Raw genomic sequence first — 20,068 nt, forward strand, 5'->3', positions numbered from 1 at the left:
ACCCCCTTCACTCATCTATAGCATTAGTAATGAAAGTATTGGTTACAGGAGCCGATGGTTTCTTGGGCAATAATATTGTCAGAGAAGTATTGGATCGCGGGCATGAAGTCTACGCATTTATACAGCAAGGAAGACACATCAAGACCTTGGATGAGCTTACCGTCACTAAAAGATATGGTGATCTGCTCAATGCCGAGGAGGTCATTCAAGCCGCCGAAGGCTGCGACTATATTATTCACGCAGCAGCGAATACCTCGATCTGGCCACAGCGGTCGGAGATTACCCGTAGAGTGAATCACGAAGGTACCTTGAATGTTATCCAAGCTGCTTTGCAGGCCAAGGTAAAACGGATGGTATCCATAGGTTCGGCCAATTCTTTTGGCAATGGATCACTGGAAAATCCCGGCGATGAGTCTTCGCCTTTTGCGGCTGGCAAATATGGTTTGGACTACATCGACTCGAAGCGAGATGCACAGGAGGCCATCATTGACCATGTCGAGAATCATGGCCTTGATGCCGTTATCATCAACCCTACTTTTATGCTGGGGCCATACGATACCAAGCCTAGTAGTGGCGAATTGTTGCTGGCCTTGTATCACCAAAAAATACCGGGATATACGGCCAGTGGTCGCAATTTCATTTATGTGAAAGACGTAGCCGTTGCTGCTGCTAACGCCCTGACCATGGGCAGGAGCGGTGAGTGCTACATCATGGCCAATGAGAATTTGTCGTACAAGGATTTCAATCAGCTGGTAGCTGACGAACTGGATGTTCAGCCTCCTAAACTACTGATTCCAAAGCCTTTTATCTTGCTTTACGGTGCGGTTTCGCAAATGTGGGCCTACCTGACAGGCAAGCCACCGGTGGTGAGTTATGCCGTGGCGCAGATAAGCCTGGACACCAACTATTACACTGCTGCTAAAGCAGTAAAGGAGTTACAATTACCCCAAACGCCCATTAAAATTGCCGTTCGTGAGGCCTTCAATTGGTTTCAGGAGAATGGTTATCTTAACAAAGGAACAGCACGAAAATAAAAAGCGATTTTGTTTTTCACAATAGTTGAATAAACGCTTCATTTCAAGTGTTTTAACTATTTGAAAAACTTAAAAAAAATCGCACTTTATTTTCTGCGCAATAAAAGGCACAAATGAGTCAATCGATATTAGCAGGAAAAGTAGCCATCGTCACGGGCTCAAGTATGGGTATTGGTAAAGCGGTAGCTATAGCGCTGGCCCGCAAGCAAGTGAAAGTGGTTTTGAATGGCCGCAACCTGGAAAAGCTTACCCGCACCGCAGAAGAATTACAAGCACGAGGCCTGGAGGTGTTTCCCATACAGGGAGATGTGGGCATCTACGAAGATTGTGAACAACTGGTAGAGCAGACCATCACCAAATACGGTGCTTTGGACATTTTGGTCAACAATGCTGGGCTAGCCATGACGGGCAGTATTGCCGATGCTCCGGCCGATGCTTTCCAGAAGGTTTTTCATACCAACATTCTGGGGGTCCTCTACCCTACCAAGGCGGCGATTCCGCATTTGAAAGCGACCAAAGGGAGCGTGGTCTTTTCCGGCAGTATCGCTGGATTTATGGGCATTCCCAATTACTCGGCCTACTCGGCCTCTAAAATGTCGCTGACGGCTTTGGTGCAATCGCTCAAGATAGAATTGGCCGGAACGGGCGTTCATGTAGGCATCAATTATATCGGTTTCGCCGAAAACGACCCCACGAAAACGTACCTCAACGAGCAAGGCGAGGTGGTGACCATGCCTGTGCGCGACCAGTTTAAGAAAATGCCCGTGGAGGAAGTCGCTCAATATTTTGTGAGTGGCATCGAGAAGCGAAAATACAAGCAGACCCTTTCTTTGCTCGGTAAACTAACGGGGATTATGCCGCGTTTCTTCCCCCGTATTTTTGAGTGGGCGATGATCCGGAAGCATTTGAAAAATGGTTAGATGGTTGGTGGTTGGATGGTTGGTGGTTGGATGGTTGATGGTTGATGGTTGATGGTTGAAAATCGGAAAATGGGGCTCAATCTTAATAATATGGTTGATTGTAATTGCTGTGCTGAGCCTGATTAACGGTGTAAAAGTTGGGTGAGTGTAAGGGTGTAAAAGTGGCCGTATCTATAGGTTAAATTCACGAATTCAACAGCAAAGACAATCCAAAACAAAACCGCGTATCACGCCTCCCTTCCCCAGCAAAACGCATCCCAAAACGAAGCCATTTTAGACAATGGGAAGGGCCGGGGATGGGGCCAAACACGGTGTAAAAGTTGGGTGAGTGTAAGGGTGTAAAAGTAGTATAACAAACCCTTTACACTCACCCAAACCAGCCATAAAGTGGCCTCTCCTTAACGAACAACCACAATTCGCTCTACACGTCGGAAACTGTCATTTGATAAAACCAACAGGTATACGCCTGGCGGGAACGTGCTTAAGGAAAGCTCCTGGCTTATTGTCTGTACCGCTGGCATTTGTAACAATGCTGCGCCATTAATATCATACAGTTCCAAGTCGTAAGACCAACTATTGGCATTGTTATGCTCAATAAATAAGCGGTCGGAACTAGGATTTGGGAAAATCCGTAAGGTGGCTGCTTCCGGGCTTAGCGTGTTCGTGAGCATGACGGTATAGCTTTCTGTAAATGTACAGCCATTGGCATCCCGGACCGTCAGTTCTATCACTTGACCTTCCTGCAAACCGTTAAGCGGGTTGTTCGTACTGCCATTGCTCCACAGGAAACTATATGGCGGGGTGCCTCCACTTGCTAAAGCCGTAGCTTCTACGTTTTGCTGAGCGTCAACAGAGAAGTTCACGATAGCTCCCAAGTTGGCCGGTGCCTGTATCTGAACGCTAGCTGATAAACCACAGCTGGCGGAGCTCACATTATAGGTGTACACGCCGGTTGAAAGTCCTTCTAACACAGGGCTGTCGCTGCCATTGCTCCAGGAGATGCCATAAGGAAGAATACCTCCACTAATCAGTAAATTTATTTGCCCGTCATTATCATCTGCACAAGCTGGATCAACGGCTACATAATCGACCTCAAACGGTGGAATAAAAGGCACTTCAAAACTCTCGGTTATGGTACAACCATTGGCATCTGTTAGCACTACATCATACATTCCTGCGGTGAGGTTAGAGGCTACATTACCACTTTGATCATTACTCCAGCTCACTTCATAAGGCGGCTGACCAGCGCTTGGCTGGCTTATCGCAATGATTTCTCCATCTCCACAACCCAACAGTACCTGAAGATTGGTAGCTATGGGTGCCTCGCCGGGCAGCTCTATCGTGCTTTCCAGGCTACAACCATTGGCATTTGTGATCGTAACAATGTAGGTGCCCACATCGAGGTTATTCAATTGTGCCCCTGCTTGTCCTGTATTCCACATGAAAGTATGGCCCATATTGCCCCCAGCTACTTCCAGATGGATGCTGCCATCTTCCTGTCCGGCACAGGTAGGTTGTTCTACCTCCGCTGCCATTAACTCTACACTCTCCGATGCTTCCAAGGTTATTTCCTCTGTGGATTCACAGCCTTCCGCTGTTCGGATATTTACGATGTAAGTATCAGGGCTTAAGCCACCAAAAACGGTAGTAGACATATAAGGACCGCCTGCAAAGCTGATCTCCAAACCAGGGTCATTGCTAATGATTTCGATCAAACCATCGGTATTGGCCGCACAGCTTACCTCGCTAATTTCTACCTCGTATTCTGGGAATGGTAGTTCTTCTACCAAGAATTCCCAAACGCTTTCACAAGCATTGTCGTCCGTGACGGTAACCACATACTCATCCGGCGTTAATCCATCTAGCATCGACGTATTTTCAGGTGTATGCGCCCATTGATAGTCCGCCGTAACTTGATCGCTTGCTAAGGCAATCGTACCATTAGGTTCGCCCGCACAACTGGGGGTCGTGAGTGCTTCTATCGTCGGTAAGTCGTAAAAACTTAGTTCGACATTTGCTACAGAATCACAGCCATTAGCCGCCGTGAAGGTCTCCGTATACAAACCGGGTTCATTTTGGGCTTCGCCGAAGATTACAGCGCTCTCTCCTTCACAAACATAGCGTTCCTCTTCAGAAGAAGTGGGTTCTAAAACATCGAGGTAGTAAACTTGTGTAGAGTCACAACCATTACTTGCTGTAAAGGTCGATTCGTAGGTGCCACTGGTATTTTCTAAATTGCCAAAGATCTCCACGCTTTCTCCCTCGCAGATGTCAATAAAGTCTTCTATTACGATGTGCTCTAAAATGCTCAAGCTCACTTCATGAACAGAGTCACAGCCAGCGGTAGAAACAAATGATTCAGTATACACACCAGCATCACTGATTTCTTCGCCAAAGATGATAATAGATTCGCCTTCGCAAATACTCAGCATCTCGCTGGTCTCAATGAGTTCGGCAAATACGATTTGTACCGTATGCGTAGAGTCGCAGCCGTTGCTTGCCGCAAAAGTTGCTGCTGCAGAGGCATCGTCAGTGTAGGTTTCTCCAAAGACCATCACCGATTGCCCACTACAGGCCTGTATGGTTTCGTCTGTAAACAAAGGTTCGGCGACTACCAGCGTGATCGTGTGGGTAGAATCACACCCCAAGCTACTCTCAAAGGTTTCACTGTATTCTCCGGCCTCACTGACGACTTCACCAAACAGTTCAATGCTTTCGCCTGTACAAATTTGGGCCATGTCAGACGTATTGACCACATCGATCAGCGTGACCGTTACTTGGTGGATAGAGTCGCAGCCTGCTGCTGACAGGAATGTTCCTTCATAGGTTCCGGCTTCGCTCACCTCTTCTCCAAACAGCATCACACTGCTGCCTGAACAGAGTGAAAGTGTTTCTGAGGTCTCAATTTGATCCGTTACCGTTAGTACTACGGTATGGGTGGAATCACATCCATTAATGGTGAGGAAGGTTTCCTCGTAGGTGCCGCTGGTGTTTTCCAGGTTGCCAAATATTTCCACGCTTTCTCCTTCGCAAATGTCAATGAGTTCTTCGACGGCTACGTGCTCAAACACCATTAAATTCACCTCATGGATAGAATCACAACCTGCAGCAGAAACAAATGATTCGGTATACACGCCAGCATCACTGGTTTCTTCTCCGAAGATGAGGATAGATTCGCCCTCGCAGATGCTCAGCATTTCGCTGGTTTCAATGAGTTCGGCAAATACAATTGCTACAGTATGTGTAGAGTCGCAGCCATTGCTTGCCGTAAAAGTTGCTGTTGCAGAGGCATCGTCAGTGTAGGTTTCTCCAAAGACCGTCACCGATTGCCCACTACAGGCTTGTATGGTTTCATCGGTAAAGAAGGGCTCGGCTACTACCAGGGTGATCGTATGGGTGGAATCGCAACCCAAGCTACTCTCAAAGGTCTCACTATATTCCCCGGCCTCGCTAACGACTTCACCAAACAGTTCAATGCTTTCGCCTGTACAAATTTGGGCCATGTCAGACGTATTGACTACATCGATCAACGTTACCGTCACCTGATGGATAGAGTCACAGCCTGCTGCTGAAAGGAATGTTCCTTCATACGTTCCGGCTTCACTCACCTCTTCACCAAACAGCACGACACTATTACCAGAGCAGAGTGTAAGTGCTTCTGAGGTCTCTATTTGGTCTACCACCGTCAGGACAACAGTATGCGTAGAGTCACAATCATTAACGGAAGTAAAGTTGCCTGTATAGGTGCCACTTGTGCTTACTTCCTCACCAAAGAGTTCTACACTTTCTCCGGCGCAAATTTGGAGCGCTTCGTCGGTACTCACCGGACTAAACACAGAGAGGGTGATACTGTGGGTAGAATCGCAACCATTTTGCCCGTCAAAAGTTGCTTGATAAAGGCCTGCTGCGGTAACAACTTCGCCAAACAACTCAATTTCTTCGCCTTCACAAATAGACAATTCTTCCTCAGTTTGCTGGCTTTCAAATACGATTAATTCAATCTGCACCAAGGAGTCACAGCCATTCACACTAGCGTAGGTGGCGGTGTACATTCCAGGTTCCTCTACCTCTTCGCCGTCAATAGTTATGCTCTCTCCTGAGCAGATTTCTATTGTTTGAGCGCTCATCAAATCTTCTTCATTTACCACATCTACCATGACGGATGTATTGCCCAATTCCAGGTCGCAATCAAAAGTATTGACGGCGCTGACCAAGCTGTATTCGGTGGCCAATTCCGGGTAAAGAACTAAGATGTCTGCCAGTGTGAAATCGGTCACCGTTTGCGGTTCACCGTTTACTTCTAAGATCCAACTAAAGCTACCACCCCAGGCAATATCTCCCGAAAGAGATAGTTCAACACCATCTCCGGGGCACAATACAGAGCGATTGACTTCCAGGCTTAAAACCACCTCCGGGCAACTGGGCACAAAAGTTAAACACTCGGCAAATGGAGAGGTATTATTATCACTATCAGTGGCAGTAGCGGTCAGCACTTCATCACCTGTTAAATTCAGTCCATCCAATATCCAATTGCCATCGGGGTCAGCAAAAGTAGTATTGAGGTACGTTTTCCCCTGGCAAAGCACATTAAAAGTACAGCTGCCATCATGCGTCAGAAAAACTTCGATCAGGTCACCAGGTGCGGCGGTACCGGATAATTCATTTTCGTTTGCTTCCGTTAAAACCGGTGGCGCTTTGTCGGCGTTAGCGCCATTGCGCAATTGTATGCCGCCGTTGAATCGGTTACAGTAAAAACTGTTTTGCGTAATCCGGTGCGATTGACCATCGCCCAGGATGCCGTCAATATTAGCTCCCCACCAGTTATCGTACATGGTATTGCCCTCAATCAATATTCGATTAGCCCGAGACGTTTGTACGCCATTGCGGAGATTGAACATTTCATTGCCACGGATTTCCACATCATCCGTGGTTACATAAACCCCCGTAGCTTGTTCCGGGCTGCTAATGGTGTTACTGTCAATGAGAATCTGACTAGCACTGGCCAGAACAGTAATCATCCGCTGACCATTATAACCAAAGAGGGTATTGTTTCGGACCAATCCACTTCGCCCTCTGATATCAATCAATTCGCGAAAATCTTCTATTCGATTGTTTCTTATGCTGAAGTTAGTCGATGTTTCTTCCAGCAGCACCCCCCGGCCAAAACCTGGGCGAGCATGAAATATGGTAAAGCCCTGAATGGTATTGAAATTACTGGCAACAGTAAACAATGGCTGAACATCATCATATACAATGACTCGTTCTCCGGCGCCATCAATAAGAATATTGTCATCAACAATGGAAGGGAGCCCTCCATTGATAAAGAGCGTATCATCTATAGCCAAATCAAACACAATGGTATCTAGCTCAGCCAATGCATTGGCACAGTTGATCGCTTGGCGCAAACTGCCTGCTACACTATCCTGGGTAGTCGTTACCGTAAAGGTTGTCCCCTGTGGGCAAACGGAGACTTCTGTACAAAAGCTAGTGAGTTCCTCGGAAGCAAATTCTCCACCGGCAGCATACACTGCTCCCGTTGAACCTTGTAGCACGTAAGTACCCAGGCCGAAGATGCAACAGATGCCGTCATTACCGCTGTCCATAATACGGAAATCATAACACCCATCCGATAAACAGTAATCATATTGAAGCGTTGCGCCATCAGGGATATCAGTGCTACCAGCACCCGAATGCACGACCATGCCATCTCCATCCAGAATTTCCCAGCTGGTTTCCTCTGGACGGTCATCAAAGGTGATAATGAAGTTGAGTACGTTTTCCAGACAAGCGAGACAGTCTGCATTCTCTGTACAATCGGGATCATTACAATCTACCAGTCCATCCAAATCATTATCTATACCATCATAGCAATTTTCCTGGACGACACCGTCGCAAATATCGATGCTCGTTTCAGAAGTAAATATTCCACCGTTGGCGATAACCATGCCATCGACATCCGTTAAGTTATAGCCTCCTTCTCCATAATTACAACAGAGACCGTCTCCTCCACTATCGAATATGGTTAAGGTATAGCAAGCTTCATCCAGACAAAATTCCTCGGTGATGGTCTGTCCGATCAAGTTATTAGCATAAGCAGTTCCACTCTCTACCACATCACCAGCTTGGTCGGTCAACTCCCAGGAGGTCTCCGTGGGGCGATTATCAAAAGTGAGGCTGAAGTTGAAAACACTTTGTTCACAGGGTAGACAAGCTACATATTCATCACAATCGGGGTCTTCACAGTCCGTCAGGCCATCAAAATCATTGTCAAAACCATCATTACAAACCTCCGGGCTGGGTTCACAAGGCGACAAGCACGCTGCATTATAGACGCGATCACGGATCAGGTCACCAGGTTGTGGTCCGAAACCAAGGGCCAAATCAATACCTACGCCAACCAAATGACAATAGCTCATGACCGTACCATCAACAGGAAGCCCCGCGTTTTGATTACAAGGTTGATTGGTACCATAACCCGCCTCTATACCACAACGATCAATAGCAGTGTTATTACCGTTCCAAACACAATCATGGGTATGCCGTGATCCCAAATTGTGTCCTATTTCATGGGTCACGACCTCTACAGACCAGGAATAAACCGGAATATCGTTGTAATTAGGGTTGATTCCGGAGTAACCATGTTTGCTATAAAAAGTGCTACAAAGTACATCTAAAGAAGCGATACCGCCCCCGCCTTGGTAACCGACCAAATGAGCGAGATCACCATTGAAGTCTAAGCCGGTTGCTGTCCTAAATTGCGACAAATAGTTGGACGTTGATGGTCCGGTATAGGGGTCTGTCTGATCCCAAACCACTAGTTGGTGAATATTCAGATTGATAGCTTCATTGAAATACATCAGACTAATCTGATTGAATAAGCCGGTAATATAATCCGTAGTATTGGCCACACCGCCTTTGTCGACGGTGATATCATTGTCAACCTCCACATACATCAGCACACAATTCCCGGGATTCGTCGAGCTTCGATTGGTAACTGCCTGGTGATCTACCTCAAAATCAATAGGCTCATCAACACCACACTCAAAATCCAGGGCGGCATTCAAATCTTCTTGCCGATAAAGCAGGTGGCGGCCTTCCGGATCATCTTTCAGCGCTGCAATATTGTATGCTCCGGTTTCACTCATGATCATACCAATCATTTGCTCGTGAAAGACACTGATCGAAACCATCGAACGTGCTTCCCCTTCTACCATCCCCCAGTAGTGGTGCGCATCTTGTTCGGTAGGCGTATACGACCTTCTATCCTGGTCATACACCTCAAAAGAAGGACTTTGGCTTCTGGCAGGAATAAGTAAGAGGTTACGCGTTTGCCCGTCAGGGAAAAGGAATGGCAAACGAATGCGCCCCGTTCTACGAAACAGCAATTCGTCTACATCTAGCGGTGAAAGCGTAAATGTAACCCCATCATCCAAAGCGGGATTGGCTTGGCGAAAAGATGCATCTATAGCATTGGCCTCTTTTACCAAATCTACCTCTTCAAAAGTGGCTAGAGGGTAATCACCAACGGTTGATGTAATTATATTCTGGGATTGAACTGTCATCGCCAACAGGCTCAACAGAAGTAGTAGCGCTATATTCTTCATGGATAGTTGCTAAGAGCTTATTTTGTGCAATACTAAGAGTGAGTGAACAAGATAAGAAAATTCTTTTTTGAGTGTCAGACCGGGTTGATGGTTGATGGTTGAAAATTAGACGATGGTAAAAGGTAACCCAAACGATCTTCTGGATCACGCCTATCTTCTTCTAGGAAAAACACACCGAAACGACGCCTTTATTGACAATGGGAAATTATTCGTGTAGAACATTTCAATATATTGCGTGTGAATTAGTCGTCTATTTCCGTTAATTAGAGCTTTTTTACCTGTGGTGATCGTTGTCTTTCCTCTTAAACAAAAAAGAATTTGTTATGCGCTTTCTCTACATTATGATGCTGGTTTTAACAATGCAGTCGTGCTACACTTCAAAGGTCACTTCTATAAAAGACCTATCAAAAGGAAGTTTAGAAATCCCGCTAACTGTAAATTCACTCACAATTACAGATAATCGCGATTCCATTTCAACCAAATTTGATTTTCACATACCATTTTTCACTTCCTATAACCATCATAAAAGAAAATACACACCTCCTCATGATTTAGCTCATAAGGAAATAATATCAGCGATGGTAGCGGAAGTGTTTATTGGAAATGAGGCATTAGCACCTGTTGATGTAATCGTTGAAATTAAAGAAGGATCAATTGAGAAATACTCCCTTTCAGGATCAGTAATTGAAGAGTGGGCTACAATAGAGTTGGAGGTAGAAATAATTGCGAGCTTGGGTAAGGTTTCTTCTACCCTAACTTACCTTGAGATCATCAAAATGTGGAACGGAGCTGGTGCTAAAAAGGATATAAAGAACCGAGTAGAAGAACTATATTTAATAACATTGAGGAATACCACCTATAGCACCCTTAATCATCTAAAAAAATACATGACTGAAGAGGGCTTTTTGAGATAACGCTTAGTATTTTAACGAAACCAAATTTGAAAAACATGAAGTTATTGAAACGCGCTATCATTTTACTTACATGGTTAATTGTCATTGCTATGCTGGATCTGATTCATGGTCTTGCTGTCGCAGTGGAAAAATAAATGATTCTGCACACACTGCTTATACCTCCATGCTGGACTATTCACACACCCTAGCGGCTACTAAGTATTTCCGACCTCCGATTTCCAACTTTTAGACGCTCTTTTTCTTCGCCGTATCGAAATCAAAATGCAACTCTTCTCGCATCATTTTACGAGTCAGGCTGTCTTGGTTGGTGAGGGGCTGATCGCTATTTTTCTTTTCTTCAATGCGTTTTAGTTCTTCCATATTGGCAACGAATTGGGGCTTGTTTGCCATCTTTTCATTGATAGAACTCTGCTTGGTTTTGAGGATTTTGAGACAGTGGAAATAATGTTGAAGAAAGAATTGATTGTAAAGTGATTTTTGACCTTTGTCGTTTCTCAGTTCGTCAATAAAATCCCAGATATAGTCGAGCTCGCCCATTGCCTGCCACACGACTTCGATATTAGAAGGGATATCAATGTTGCCAAATAGTTCTTCTGCTTTCTCTAAGAATACTTTCTTTTTCTCTAGTGTAATGGCTTCTTCTTTTTTGCCTTCCGTCACTTCCGTAAACAGGGTACGCATCCGGTTAGCCAGCGCATCCTGGTAATTTTGCAGGTTAGAAATCTTCAGGTAACTGCACTCGAATTCTTCAATCAGCACCGACAGGTAAGCAATCATATAGGTCAGACTGACCTGCAAGTAATCCATATTTCTCACCAGCTCGCGATCTTCAGCGTGGGTCAGTTTGCGTTTAAAATCCTGTAGGGAGATCAGGCTCGGCATGATCCGATTGCGAATTTGTTCGCCGTAGGTTTTGCCAGACTTGTGGGATTTTATCAGGATACGCGCCAACTCTACATGATCGTGGGCTTCCTGTAGCTTGTTTTGCATTTCCCACCGAAATAGCTTGTTCTTTTCACGCTTGTCTTGCCAGTCCTTCACTCGTTCCTTGGCCTCTTCTTCCTCCTTTTTCATTTCTTCAAAGATGAAGTTGATCAGGGTACCTAATCCTCCACCAATCACGACCGTTCCAATCATCGTTTCGCCAATATTCATCAGCAACTCTGCAAATTTAAGCCAAACTTCACTCTCGAGGTGGCCCTCTTCTACCAGGTAGTAAATCAACAAGGAAGCTACTATTACAGCCACCAATACGCCTATCGCAAGCACCACGTAGGACTTATAGCGGCGGAGTAGCTTTATAACTTTATCAAAATTCTTACTGGCCATAATGGGTTCGGTTTTGCCAAGGCGTGGAAGCCACAATTCACCAAAGATAATTGAAAATTGCAATGACTAATGTGATTATACCACAATCGCTTATCTTCGTTATATGAAAAATCGCAACTCCTTTTTCCTCGTCCTTTTGGTCTTAGCCTTTGTACAACTCAATGCCCAGTACTATCCCGAAAAGTGGGCGTGGGAAGAGCGAGCGCCAGCTTCCTTAGGTTTTGACGAAGCACTCCTTGATTCGGCGGTAAGCTTTGCGCTAAACAACGAATACAGCGGACAAAAAGACCTGCGGCTGGCTATCCTCGAAGGTTTTAGTCGTGAGCCGGGGCATGCACTCCAAGGCCCCACCAAAGAGCGAGGTGGCCCCGCCGGAATGATCATTAAAGACGGCTATATCGTAGCGCAGTGGGGCGACTTGCAGCGGGTAGATATGACCTTCAGTGTCACGAAAAGTTATTTATCAACCATGGCTGGGCTGGCCATTGAAGATGAGCTTATCCAATCGGTGCAAAACCCCGTAAAGGACTACGTATGGGACGGTACTTTCGACGGCGAGCACAACAGCAAAATCACTTGGGAGCACCTGCTGCACCAAACCTCCGACTGGTCGGGCGCACTGTTTGGCCTCTATGACTGGGCTGACCGTCCCGACCGCAATGGCTCTTATGACGAATGGCGCTACCGCGAACTACACGAGCCAGGCACTCACTATAAATACAATGATGTGCGTGTCAACGTGCTGGCATATTCGCTACTACAAGTGTGGCGACGCCCCCTCCCGCAAGTCCTCAAAGAAAGGATCATGGACCCTATCGGGGCCAGCACGACCTGGCGATGGTATGGCTACGACAACACCTGGGTCAATATAGATGGCGTAGAGATGCAATCTGTCAGTGGTGGTGGCCATCACGGCGGCGGGGTCTTCATCAACACGCTTGATCACGCCCGCCTGGGCCTCTTGTTTGCCCGCAAGGGACAATGGCAAGGCCAGCAACTGATCACTAAGTCCTGGACCGATATGATTCAGACCCCCACCCCGGCCAATGCCAGCTACGGCTACATGTGGTGGCTCAATCAAGGTGAACGTGCCTGGGAAGGCGTCCCCGGTCACCTTTACTATGCCGCCGGTTTTGGAGGCAACTTCATTGTGGTAGATGAACAAAATGACCTCGTCATCGTCACCCGCTGGCTACAACCTTCGGAGATTGGGGAGATGGTGAGGAAGGTTTATCAGAGTAGGGATTAGTTGGATGGTTGGATGGTTTGATCGTTAGGTGGTTTGATGGTTGATGGTTGATGGTCAGCTTACAAAAAAGCGGGGTATNCTGGTAGGTTGAGTTTCTGATTCAACAGCGGCAAGCAACCCTAAAACGAACCCGCGTATCACGCCTCCCTTCCCCTGAGAAATACATCCCGAAACGTAGCCATTTTTAACAATGGGAAGGGCCGGGGATGGGGCTAACGGTCGGTTGATGGTTTGATCGTTAGGTGGTTGATGGTCAGCTTACAAAAAAGCGGGGTATTCTGGTAGGTTGAGTTTCTGATTCAACAGCGGCAAGCAACCCTAAAACGAACCCGCGTATCACGCCTCCCTTCCCCTGAGAAATACATCCCGAAACGTAGCCATTTTTAACAATGGGAAGGGCCGGGGATGGGGCTAACGGTCGGTTGATGGTTTGATCGTTAGGTCGTTTGATGGTTTGATGGTTTCGCTTCGCGGCTACTTCGTGGTGTTTGCTGATGGTTGGGTGTAAAAGTTGCAAAAGTGTAAAGGGTGAAAAATCCATACTTTTAGGAGAAGCTCTATTTCATCGAAATTGTCCTAATTTCGGTTTCTTCGACACCGCTAGCAGATACTTTTTTTACTTGTCTTGAACTTATTACCCACCCACTATTGTCTATCATTGAATCACACACCACCGTATTTTCAAGCCCACTTAGGTCGACCGCCTCGAACACCTCATCTGGTATTCCAAGACTTTTTAAATAATCTAAAGTCGTAGCTAATAATTGATCTTTATCAACTATATGTTCATATCTAAGCGAGTAGGAATTTTCGTCACTATCCAATTTGACAACATCTATTTTAACATCAGCATCAAATGGACTTTCGGGGTAATATAAGTTTGGTACTTTGACTAAGCCTTCAATGCGCTCATTTAAGCTATATTTTGAGCCGAAGAAGGTATGAAATTGTAGAGCATCTTGAATAGCAATATTAATAACGCCTTCTTCTGTCGCATAAAACTGTTTCATTCCAAGAAGCATAGTATTTACTTCTGGTAGAGTCGTTGGTTCTTCAACTACTTTATCGATAACAGCGTAGGTATATTCTTTAACTTCTTCCCAATTTTCAACTCCTTTCACGACTCCTAATTCATCTATTAGAATTTCGACAATGATGTCTTCTGAAATCCCCATAATTTTTTCTGCTAAGGGATTATTGCCTGAATACTGAAAGTTACAGTAATGCCATTCCACGATATAGTACGACTCTGCAGAATCAATCACAGTAACTCCAACATCGTAAGAGATAAGATCGTAAGAAACCGTATCGTTCTCCTTTACTTGTATCTTTTCAAGCTGTATTCCATAGGTAATGGAGTCATACATCTCCCAATAAGTGATTGCTTGAACAGTTGAGTCTTGCCAGTTTATTTGTCCAAAAAGACACACATTCAAGCAGGTTAGCAAGACCAACAAAAAACACCTAATAATTTTCATGCTCAATAATTTTTTAACATCATCTGATAAATTCAGACAATAAAGACGTTTTGGTTTGCTAAAAATAGGTAAACAAGAAAAACCTTCGATCATTTCTCATGCAAACCCTTACACCCTTACCCCCACCCAACCCTTCCACCATTAAGTCATAATCGCGTAAAAAACAGCCATTTAAGGCACAAATTGTACTTTTAACACTTATTGCTGAAAAATTTGAATAATAAATTCGATATTTGAAGTGTTACTTTCGCCGCTATACGCCGTTACGCGTGTGACTTTAGTCGAAACAATACGTCATCAAGCCTTTTTTATGTCAAAAAGTTTATTGTTTTTTTCTGTTTTCTTCGCCTGCATGCTTTTTGGTAATTCCCCGGCAACTACGATCAGTCCAATGATTGAAGAGGAGGTCATCGAAACGACTCCTTTTCAACCATTGCGTAATACAGCCAATGCGGATTTGCAAACAGCCTTGGAAACCGTCCTCAATCGCAATCCACAATGGCGCTCACTTATTCGTAACAAGAGAATGGCCGTCAGTCTGGTAGATATGACACAAGCTGATGCACCTCGCCTGGCTGGTGTCAATGGCGACCACATGATGTACGCTGCCAGCTTACCGAAGATTGCGGTTCTTCTAGCTTCTATGGATGCACTCGAAAAAGGCGAACTCATCGAAACGCCAGAAGTAAAGAGTGATATGCGGCTCATGATCGCTCGCTCTAACAACGCAGCGACTACCCGCATGATTGATCGCCTGGGTTTTGCCAAAATCCAAGCTGTTATGACCGACCCCGCTTACAAGCTCTACGATCCTGAACAAGGTGGAGGCATTTGGGTAGGCAAGCGCTACGGCAGTGGCGGCGGACGTAACCCTGATCCCATTAAAGGACTCAGCCATGCTGCTACAACCACTCAGGTATGCCGTTTTTACTACCTGATGGCACAGAAAAAATTCGTAACGCCGGAACGCTCAGAACAGATGATGGACATCATGGCTGACCCGGAATTGCACCACAAATTCGTCAACACGCTGGATCGGATTGCTCCTGATGCGACCGTATTCCGTAAATCTGGCTCTTGGAAAACCTACCACTCTGATTCAGTAATGGTAATGGGGCCTGACCGCCAATACATCCTCTCTGCATTGATTGAAGATGCTGGTGGCGAAGTCATTTGCAGAGAATTGGTAACGGCTGTCGAACAAGCATTGGCAAATGCTCCAGCGCAGTCTTAGAAGTTTGACGGAAATAAATCTATTTTCTTTTCGTGTTGTTCCTTAAAAGTGACCAACCGAACTTTTAACAAAAACGGTTCGTTATGCAAAAAGCGTAACGAACCGTTTTCATTTCACGAATCCTCACTAATTTCCAACGGATACTGGAGAAAGCTGTTGTTTATTTGAGAATTTCCGTAGGTTCGGCCTGAAACGACGATTATCTGAAATCGGTCTATTTTAAACCCCACAAACCACGCTCATAGATGTCGGTTCCCCAGCTCAGAAGGAAGCTGCAAATGCACGAAGGAGAAGGCCGTCGCCTCTTTCCATTGCTTTTGCTAATGTTTCTGACGCTCACCAACCTCATCCTGTTGAAATCTACAGCGAGTAGCCTATTTTTAGCAGAGCTCGGTGCCGAACAATTACCCATTGCATTCTTATGGGTAGCGATTACAGCTGCGGTGAGTACCTTGGTTTTTTCGGTGCTTACGCAACGATTTTCACTCACCACCCTCATTCAAGTTACCCATGTGGTTACCGCCAGCATAACGGTTTGGTTTATGCTGTTGCTCAAATTTGGCGAACCTGGGCGTGGGCAGTTGTATATCTTCTACGTGTGGAGCAACCTTTTCGGCGTTATTACCGTTTCGCAGGTTTACCTGCTGGCTGGCGAGTTATTTGGTATTCGAGAAGCCAAAAGGCTCTTTGTATGGGTGGGTGTTGCAGCCATTAGTGGCGGTGTTTTTGGTGGCTACCTTACCAGTGTCCTTGCGACCTTCCTCAGCCGCACGACCTTGCTCAGTACCGCGGCAGGGTTGTCAGGTGCTTGTATTATCGCAGCACTTTACCTCCGGCAATTTTCTTATAAACCACAAACACAGGAAGTCAATTCTCTGTCTGTTGTTTGGCGGGAATTCTGGTATCCTTTCCAATATTTCCGACAATCTCATTACCTGCATTTAGTCGCAGGTATTGTTACATTGGCTGTCATCGTCGCCAAGCTCGTTGAATATCAATACAGCAGTTTTGCGTTGGAAACCTACAAAGATGTGGAAGACCTTGCGGCCTTCTTTGGTTTTTGGTTGTCGACGATCAGTTTGCTCTCGCTAGGGGTTCAGCTCTTGTTTACCAAATACGCACTGAAGAATATAGGCGTTAGCAAAAGTTTGCAAATGCTCCCCCTGGGCTTACTGGCAGCAATGTTGATCCTTTTGTTTTTCCCGCTTCTTTGGGCGGTAGTGATTGCCCGTGCCATCGATGGTGGCTTTAAGCAATCACTACACAAATCGGCATTTGAGCTACTACTCTTGCCACTCCCCAATGCCGAAAAGAAATTCAGCAAAACCTTTATTGATGTTTTTGTGGATAGTATTGCTACAGGCATCAGTGGGTTATTACTCATCTTTTTTGTACGAAAAGCCGCTTTGCCCACAGAGGCCGTCACCCTACTTACGATTGGCTTATTACTGATCTGGGTATGGATAACCGTTCATTTAGGAAAGGCCTATTTAAACACCTTCCGGTTGCGACTCAATAAGCGAGATATCGCAGATGTTGTTCCTGGACTAAGCCTAAAGAAAAGTAAAATTTTGCCCGGCATGGCGAAATTACTAGAAGAAGGGAGTATCAGTCAAATGAATTATGTCTTAAAAAAGCTACCGAGTGTTGGCCCACAAGACATTTTTGAACAACCACTGGTACACCTCCTGGATCACCCTCATTCTGAAATCAGGGTACGTGCAATCACTTGCCTGACAGACTACAAAAGGGTTCGTATTGACAAAAAGATCATGGACTTATTAGAAAATGATCCTTCTATCTCCGTAAAAGTAGAAGCATTATTTTATCTGGTCCGCCGCCAACCTCACCAGCAGCTTCAGCAGTTGGTTGATTTCCTTGATGATGAAAATGATCTACTCGCCGATGTGGCGCTACTGACCCTGGTAGCAGAAGTGAGCGGTAATCCCGTTTTATGGGAAAAACTAAAAATTAAAAGCCGGTTAGAAACCATGATCGCTACGGTGAGCATGCTCCCCACCGGCACCCATCGCAACGAGCTTCAGCTCATTACCGTAAGAGCCATCGAGGCTGCCCGAGAACCTGATTTCTTTTATAAACTAGAAGAATGGTTACCCTCTTCCAGCTTTGATGTATGCAAAGGTATTCTTCAGGCCATGGGAAACCTGAAAGAGGAACGCTTTTTACCATTCATTTGGAACCAACTAAAGAAAGACCAAGGGGTATTGGCTTCTAATATTCTCGCTGCTTTTGACGAAGATATACTGCTCCCTTTTCTAGAAAAAAAGCTCCGGAATGAATCACCTGAAGAACTCCATCTCGCACCACGGATATTAGGCAATTTACCCAGTCCCAAAGCAGTAGCTTTCCTGCTAGATTGGCTAACTTCTCCTGACCAGACGATCAGGGACGAAGCCATCAATGCGCTTTGTAAAATTCAGTCGGAATGGCCACAAGTTCGTTTTGATCGTAAGCGCCTACAACGTCAGCTGTTAGAAGAAGCCTCGCTTTTTCAACGAATGCTGTCCTTACTCTACGCTCAGCTGCAAGCCTACCCCAATGATGAAGAACACCTGCGCAACGCCCGACGAAATTTACTGGAACTCCTCGAATCCCGTCTTGATCGCAATATCGAACGTATCTTCCGCTTGCTCGACTTGCGCTATTCTTCCAACGATTTTCTGACCATCTACGTCAACTTAAAGGATGGACAGCCCGATCAGCGCAGCAGTGCGCTTGAGTTCTTGGAAAACTTGCTCGAACCATCGCTAATGAGACTCATTCTTCCCGTCGCCGAACTGGTCGTGATGGACCTTTCGGTAAATAACAGAGGCAAAGCTCTTCCCCTTGAGCTACTAGAGGAAGAAACTTGCTACCGAGAAATTTTCGCCCTCAATGACCATCAACTGAGCATGAGCCTACTCACTTTGATTCGGCAGGATAAAGCCAGCCATTATACCTCAATGATTAGGCCGTTGCTCGCGTCTACGCAGCCGCTTTTACGTACTATCGCTCAGGAAACACTGGATGTTATTGATCCTCAGTAACCTTATCCACTTTTACGATTTCATCAATCTGGCCAGCCAGGCGACGGTGATCGAAATTGGAGTTTTTACTCAGCACATTGCTCATTAACACAACGATGTATTTAGCACCGTCAGGTTGTTCGACAATCGCTACCGAGTTCATATAATTGAAGCGATTACCCGCGTATTTACCACAAGGGCCACTCTTATTGGGGTCACAACTGTACAAACTTCCCGATTTAAAATACAAAGCTGCATCGTCCAATGCATCAGAAGCGCCGTAGCGGATGCGCCGATCTGTCATATACATCAGGCGCTTGATTTCCAGGCTTGAACGAGGGTCTGTAACTCGGCCACTTTCTACTGCAATGAGGAATTTCATCAACCCTTTGGGGCTACCGATACTTCCGCCCTGGCCAGGAATGATGCCCGTAGCACCACGGGTAAACATCTGCCCCAGTCGCCATTCTTCGGGATCAATACCAAGCGAAACAAGCGGACAGCTCACGACATCCGTGGCCAAATCCATCAACTCTCTTCGAGGCGTATTATCCAGGTATTCTTGAACGTCCATCTCATTGAGACAAGGATACTCCGACTGAAAAACCCGCATCAAAAGCACTTCCCGCCATAGTACGGAAGCCGCACCATTGTTACTAACAGAGACCATGTGATCAGCCCATTCAAAAAGGCTAAAACGGTCGCTTTCTTTGACTTGCCGCTTGTAATGCTTACCACCTTCCAGTTCGTAAAACGGAACGGTGTGTTGATCATATACCGCAAACGGCCCACCAGCGACCACCCGCTCTTTGAGCAACGCAATACGGTCATCGAAACTATGTGGATAGATGTTTTCCAATTCACAAAACAGCCCAGCCAACACCGCCAATTTACCCACACTTCCCGGTTGAAAACCACGGGTAGGCTGCCGATCTGCATAACGTACTGGCCGGCCAGGCGTCACATCAAACAGTGCAACCGAATAACTTTCGTTGAGGTTGGGGAACAAGCCATTGAGTGCTTCCTGCAACTCAGGGTCTGCCTCGGGGTAATCGATGATTGGCCCGTGATCATCGTTGTACAAATTGAGGTTAATCTGCTCCGTGGTGAGAAAAGCACCATTGGGAGGCATTTTCTCATCAAGTTCACCCAAAATAATCCTTTCCAACTTCAATAACCGTCGAATCCCGCTATAGAGATAACCGTCGATGGGGTAAGCAAAACTTATAGAAGGCAGGCTTACCGCCAATACCAACAAGACTATTACAGAACGCTTCATA

10 protein-coding genes are annotated in these 20,068 nt (G+C 45.8%); 6 read left to right on the forward strand and 4 right to left on the reverse strand.

The window, feature by feature from the left end; all coding sequences use genetic code 11:
- The first annotated feature begins 29 nt into the window (after nucleotides 1-29).
- Both A3EU_RS29735 and A3EU_RS29740 read left to right on the forward strand, forming a co-directional pair.
- The gene (locus tag A3EU_RS29735; protein WP_020535577.1) at nucleotides 30-1,034 is read left to right on the forward strand and encodes an NAD-dependent epimerase/dehydratase family protein; all 1,005 of its coding nucleotides are present in this window, start codon (nucleotides 30-32) and stop codon (nucleotides 1,032-1,034) included.
- 113 nt (nucleotides 1,035-1,147) lie between these two features.
- Nucleotides 1,148-1,954, forward strand: coding sequence for an SDR family oxidoreductase (locus tag A3EU_RS29740; RefSeq protein ID WP_020535578.1), 807 nt, complete (start codon nucleotides 1,148-1,150; stop codon nucleotides 1,952-1,954).
- A gap of 398 nt (nucleotides 1,955-2,352) precedes the next feature.
- On the opposite strand, the gene A3EU_RS29745 is transcribed toward A3EU_RS29740, so the two are convergent.
- Nucleotides 2,353-9,558 (reverse strand): M12 family metallo-peptidase, encoded by a 7,206-nt coding sequence (locus A3EU_RS29745; RefSeq protein ID WP_020535579.1) that lies wholly within the window; start codon nucleotides 9,556-9,558, stop codon nucleotides 2,353-2,355.
- A 323-nt stretch (nucleotides 9,559-9,881) separates the two neighbouring features.
- Between A3EU_RS29745 and A3EU_RS0107785 the strand changes: the two genes are divergently transcribed.
- Complete coding sequence (locus tag A3EU_RS0107785) at nucleotides 9,882-10,472, forward strand: hypothetical protein (protein ID WP_020535580.1); 591 nt, start codon at nucleotides 9,882-9,884, stop codon at nucleotides 10,470-10,472.
- 225 nt (nucleotides 10,473-10,697) lie between these two features.
- On the opposite strand, the gene A3EU_RS0107795 is transcribed toward A3EU_RS0107785, so the two are convergent.
- On the reverse strand, nucleotides 10,698-11,801 hold the full coding sequence (locus A3EU_RS0107795; protein ID WP_156825696.1) for a hypothetical protein: 1,104 nt from the start codon (nucleotides 11,799-11,801) through the stop codon (nucleotides 10,698-10,700).
- 103 nt (nucleotides 11,802-11,904) lie between these two features.
- On the opposite strand from A3EU_RS0107795, the gene A3EU_RS0107800 reads away from it, so the two are divergent.
- Nucleotides 11,905-13,050 (forward strand): serine hydrolase domain-containing protein, encoded by a 1,146-nt coding sequence (locus A3EU_RS0107800; protein WP_020535583.1) that lies wholly within the window; start codon nucleotides 11,905-11,907, stop codon nucleotides 13,048-13,050.
- Between the two features lie 557 nt (nucleotides 13,051-13,607).
- On the opposite strand, the gene A3EU_RS0107810 is transcribed toward A3EU_RS0107800, so the two are convergent.
- Nucleotides 13,608-14,528: a hypothetical protein gene (locus tag A3EU_RS0107810; RefSeq protein ID WP_020535585.1), complete on the reverse strand. Its 921-nt coding sequence runs from the start codon at nucleotides 14,526-14,528 to the stop codon at nucleotides 13,608-13,610.
- Between the two features lie 310 nt (nucleotides 14,529-14,838).
- On the opposite strand from A3EU_RS0107810, the gene A3EU_RS0107815 reads away from it, so the two are divergent.
- Entirely contained in the window at nucleotides 14,839-15,762 is a 924-nt protein-coding gene (locus A3EU_RS0107815; protein ID WP_026211284.1) for a serine hydrolase, read from the forward strand.
- 245 nt (nucleotides 15,763-16,007) lie between these two features.
- Entirely contained in the window at nucleotides 16,008-18,809 is a 2,802-nt protein-coding gene (locus A3EU_RS0107820; RefSeq protein WP_020535587.1) for an Npt1/Npt2 family nucleotide transporter, read from the forward strand.
- Here the strand turns inward: A3EU_RS0107820 and A3EU_RS0107825 are convergent.
- Complete coding sequence (locus tag A3EU_RS0107825; RefSeq protein WP_020535588.1) at nucleotides 18,793-20,067, reverse strand: serine hydrolase; 1,275 nt, start codon at nucleotides 20,065-20,067, stop codon at nucleotides 18,793-18,795. The two genes, A3EU_RS0107820 and A3EU_RS0107825, sit on opposite strands and share 17 nt — an antisense overlap.
- Nucleotide 20,068: the final 1 nt, after the last annotated feature.

The organism is Lewinella cohaerens DSM 23179 (genome assembly GCF_000379805.1).
Taxonomy (GTDB): Bacteria; Bacteroidota; Bacteroidia; order Chitinophagales; family Saprospiraceae; genus Lewinella; species Lewinella cohaerens.

What these genes read in the sequence shown, in the direction of transcription:
- A3EU_RS29735 (WP_020535577.1), top strand. Translation starts at nt 30, where the DNA reads ATGAAAGTATTGGTTACAGGAGCCGATGGTTTCTTGGGCAATAATATT.
- A3EU_RS29740 (WP_020535578.1), top strand. Translation starts at nt 1,148, where the DNA reads ATGAGTCAATCGATATTAGCAGGAAAAGTAGCCATCGTCACGGGCTCA.
- A3EU_RS29745 (WP_020535579.1), bottom strand. Translation starts at nt 9,558, where the DNA reads ATGAAGAATATAGCGCTACTACTTCTGTTGAGCCTGTTGGCGATGACA.
- A3EU_RS0107785 (WP_020535580.1), top strand. Translation starts at nt 9,882, where the DNA reads ATGCGCTTTCTCTACATTATGATGCTGGTTTTAACAATGCAGTCGTGC.
- A3EU_RS0107795 (WP_156825696.1), bottom strand. Translation starts at nt 11,801, where the DNA reads ATGGCCAGTAAGAATTTTGATAAAGTTATAAAGCTACTCCGCCGCTAT.
- A3EU_RS0107800 (WP_020535583.1), top strand. Translation starts at nt 11,905, where the DNA reads ATGAAAAATCGCAACTCCTTTTTCCTCGTCCTTTTGGTCTTAGCCTTT.
- A3EU_RS0107810 (WP_020535585.1), bottom strand. Translation starts at nt 14,528, where the DNA reads ATGAAAATTATTAGGTGTTTTTTGTTGGTCTTGCTAACCTGCTTGAAT.
- A3EU_RS0107815 (WP_026211284.1), top strand. Translation starts at nt 14,839, where the DNA reads ATGTCAAAAAGTTTATTGTTTTTTTCTGTTTTCTTCGCCTGCATGCTT.
- A3EU_RS0107820 (WP_020535587.1), top strand. Translation starts at nt 16,008, where the DNA reads ATGTCGGTTCCCCAGCTCAGAAGGAAGCTGCAAATGCACGAAGGAGAA.
- A3EU_RS0107825 (WP_020535588.1), bottom strand. Translation starts at nt 20,067, where the DNA reads ATGAAGCGTTCTGTAATAGTCTTGTTGGTATTGGCGGTAAGCCTGCCT.